This window comes from Candidatus Accumulibacter vicinus, assembly GCF_000584955.1.
Lineage (GTDB): Bacteria > Pseudomonadota > Gammaproteobacteria > Burkholderiales > Rhodocyclaceae > Accumulibacter > Accumulibacter vicinus.
Genome location: NZ_JDSS02000024.1, coordinates 17,959 through 20,926 on the forward strand (window position 1 = coordinate 17,959; position 2,968 = coordinate 20,926).

At 65.5% G+C, this 2,968-nt stretch carries 3 protein-coding genes; all 3 read left to right on the plus strand.

Annotated features, from left to right (window positions below):
• Window positions 1-868: cobalt-precorrin-5B (C(1))-methyltransferase (locus CAPSK01_RS10630; RefSeq protein WP_034926662.1), on the plus strand; the 868-nt coding region annotated here is incomplete at its 5' end.
• Window positions 855-2,150, plus strand: coding sequence for a bifunctional cobalt-precorrin-7 (C(5))-methyltransferase/cobalt-precorrin-6B (C(15))-methyltransferase (locus CAPSK01_RS10635; RefSeq protein ID WP_034926176.1), 1,296 nt, complete (start codon window positions 855-857; stop codon window positions 2,148-2,150). The genes CAPSK01_RS10630 and CAPSK01_RS10635, both read left to right, overlap by 14 nt.
• A 93-nt stretch (window positions 2,151-2,243) precedes the next feature.
• Window positions 2,244-2,968: precorrin-2 C(20)-methyltransferase (gene cobI, locus CAPSK01_RS10640; RefSeq protein ID WP_034926665.1), on the plus strand; the 725-nt coding region annotated here is incomplete at its 3' end.

Consider the following 2,968-nt stretch of genomic DNA (forward strand, 5'->3'; position numbering starts at 1 on the left):
ACACTTGACGGCTGCTGTCCGGCGGCTGCCACAACGGGCCGGCGAGGTGCTTCTCCAGGGGGGGGTCGGGGTCGGCGTCGTCACCAAAGATGGCCTCGGCCTCGCCGTTGGCGGCCCGGCCATCAACCCGGTTCCGCGCCGCAACATCCGTGACAACGTGATTGCGGTCGCCGGCGAACTGCTGCTCCACGACGGTCTGGAAATCACCATTTCCGTTCCTGGCGGCGAGGCGATGGCGAAAAAGACGCTGAACGCTCGTCTTGGCATCGTCGGCGGCATTTCGATTCTCGGCACCACCGGCATCGTCCGCCCCTATTCGACGGCTGCCTTCCGCGCCAGCGTCGTCCAGGCGGTCGATGTCGCGGCGAAGCAGGGTCAGACCAGGGTCGTGTTTACCACCGGCGGGCGCACCGAAAAATTCGCCATGCGCCAGTTGCCGGAACTCGACGAAGCGTGCTTCGTCCAGATGGGTGACTTCGTCAAGGCGGCTTTCCAGTCGGCGGTCAAACACCGCCTGGCACGGGTCTATCTGGGCGCGATGGTCGGCAAGCTGACCAAGATGTGCCAGGGACTCAGCGTCACGCATGCCTGGAAGGCCGAGATCGACCGTGACATTCTCGCCGCATCGGCACAGGAAGTCGGTGCACCGCCCGATCTGGTCGAGGCGATCCGTGCCGCGGAAACGGCCCGCTTTGCTGCCGAACGTCTCGCCAGCCTGGGCCTGAGCCTTGCCTTCCACCGTTCGCTGGCCGGCAAGGCCATCCGCAGCCTGAAAAGTTGTTACCCCGGCCCTTACCAGCTCAGCATTCTGGTCTGCGATTTCGAAGGACGCTTCATTTGTCGTCTGGAAGAAGATGAGCTGGCCTGAACCCTGCGCCCTGATCGGGATCCTCGATGACGGCTGGGCCGGCTTGTCCGATTCGGCGCGCCAGCGACTGGCCGTGTCCGAGCTGGTGATCGGCGCGGGCCGCACATTGGCCCTGGTGCGTCCCTGGCTGTCGGCCACGGCGATGACCAGGGACATGGACGGCGCGCTCGGCGAGCTTCCGGACTGGATTCTGAACGCCCGCGCAGCGGGCCAACGCGTCGCCGTGCTGGCCACCGGCGACCCGCTCTGTCACGGCATCGCTTCCTGGCTGACCAGCCGACTCGGGCGTGACGACGTGGACATCCTGCCGAACGTGTCGACGCTACAACTGGCTTTTGCCCGCTTCAAGACGCCCTGGCAGGACATCCGGATTGCCTCGTGTCACCGCGCCGATGCCGGCGAGTGGTTTGTCGGCGCGACGCCTGCGCACGGTCTGTATCCGCTGATGCGGGCGATTGCCATGCATCCGCGAGTCGCACTGTTCACCAGTCCCGAGAACAACCCGGCGCGACTGGCGCGGGCGCTGATCACGGCCGGCTATGGCGGCGAGGCGAGGATCTCGATCGCCTGCCGCCTACAGATGCCCGACGAACGACTGTTCGCCGATCTGGCCGCAGACGAAGTCGCAGCCATGGCCTTTCCCGAACCGAACATCGTGCTCGTCGAACGGCCCGCCGGCCCCGGTGGACCGGCTTTCGGTCTCGAAGACCTCGAATACCGGCAGCGATCGCCAGAGAAAGGTCTGATCACCAAGCAGGAAGCGCGTGCCCTTTCGCTCGCCAAGTTGCGCATCCAGCCCGCGGCAGTGGTCTGGGACATCGGCGCCGGTGCCGGTTCGGTCGGCCTCGAAGCGGCGAGACTGGCGCCCTTCGGTCATGTCTGGGCGATCGAAAAGAATGCCGCCGACGCCGCCAACGCGCGCGCCAATGCGGCGCTCTGGCGGATCGGCAATTACACCCTGGTCGAAGGCCGGGCACCGGCCGGGCTCGACACCTGGCCCGACCCGGATGCCGTCTTCATCGGCGGCTCGGGCGGCGAACTCGCCGCGCTGATCGAACGGGTGCTGGCCCGTCTGAAAGCGGGTGGCCGGCTGGTGATGAACTTCGTCACGCTGGAGAATCTCGCTACCGCGACGGCGGTGCTCAGCGCATGCCATGCCGTCTGGGACCTCGTGCAACTGCAGGCCAGCCGCAGTCAGCCGATTCTCGACATGCACCGACTGGCGGCGCAGAACCCGATCTGGGTGGTGACCGCCAGGCGGGGCGACGAGGACTGTGCGTAATCGATTCGACCGTGCGGGGAATGGCCCCGCGAGAGGCGTCGTTGGCGCCAATGCGTTTTCATGGAACGACTGTACCGGAAGAAAGGAGACTGAATGTCTGAACATACCCGCTACGGCAGGCTGATCGGCGCTTCGCTCGGTCCTGGTGACCCCGAGCTGATCACCCGCCGGGCCTGGGCAGTACTGCAATCCGGCGCCCGCTGGCTGTACCCGCTGAAGAAAGCCGAGGAATCGTCGTATGCGCTGTCGATCGTCGAGCGCGGTGGTCTGACGGTGCCGGCCGATGCCGAACAGTTGCTCTTCCCGATGACCCGCGACCCTGAAATTCTCGGCCGCGCCTGGGTTTGCGCCGCTGCACGAACCGTCGAGCTGCTTGGCGAAGGGCGCGACCTGGTTTTTCTGGTCGAAGGCGATGCCTCGACCTTCGCCACCTTTGGCCACCTCGCCCGCGTCGTTCGCGAGCTGGTACCGGCCATCGAGGTCGAGACCATCCCGGGCGTGTCCTCGTTCGCCGCCGCCGCTGCCGCCGCCGACACCGTTCTCGCCGAGGAAGATGAGACCTTCGCGATCATCCCTGCCGCCTATGGGGTCGAACTCATCGACCACCTGCTCGACGAATTCGACACCCTGGCGCTGTTGAAGGTGAAACCGCTGATCGATGAAATCATCGAACTGTTGGCGCGGCGCGAACTGCTCACGACTTCGGTATTCATCGAAAAGGTCGGCTCGCCGGATGAACGTATCGTTCGCGATGTCGCCAGCCTCAGGGGTGAAAAGGTCAATTACCTGTCGCTGATGCTGGTGCAGAACCCGAAACG

Bases quoted from the DNA above. Each gene is read 5' to 3' on its own strand.
- CAPSK01_RS10635 (WP_034926176.1), top strand. From the start codon at position 855: ATGAGCTGGCCTGAACCCTGCGCCCTGATCGGGATCCTCGATGACGGC.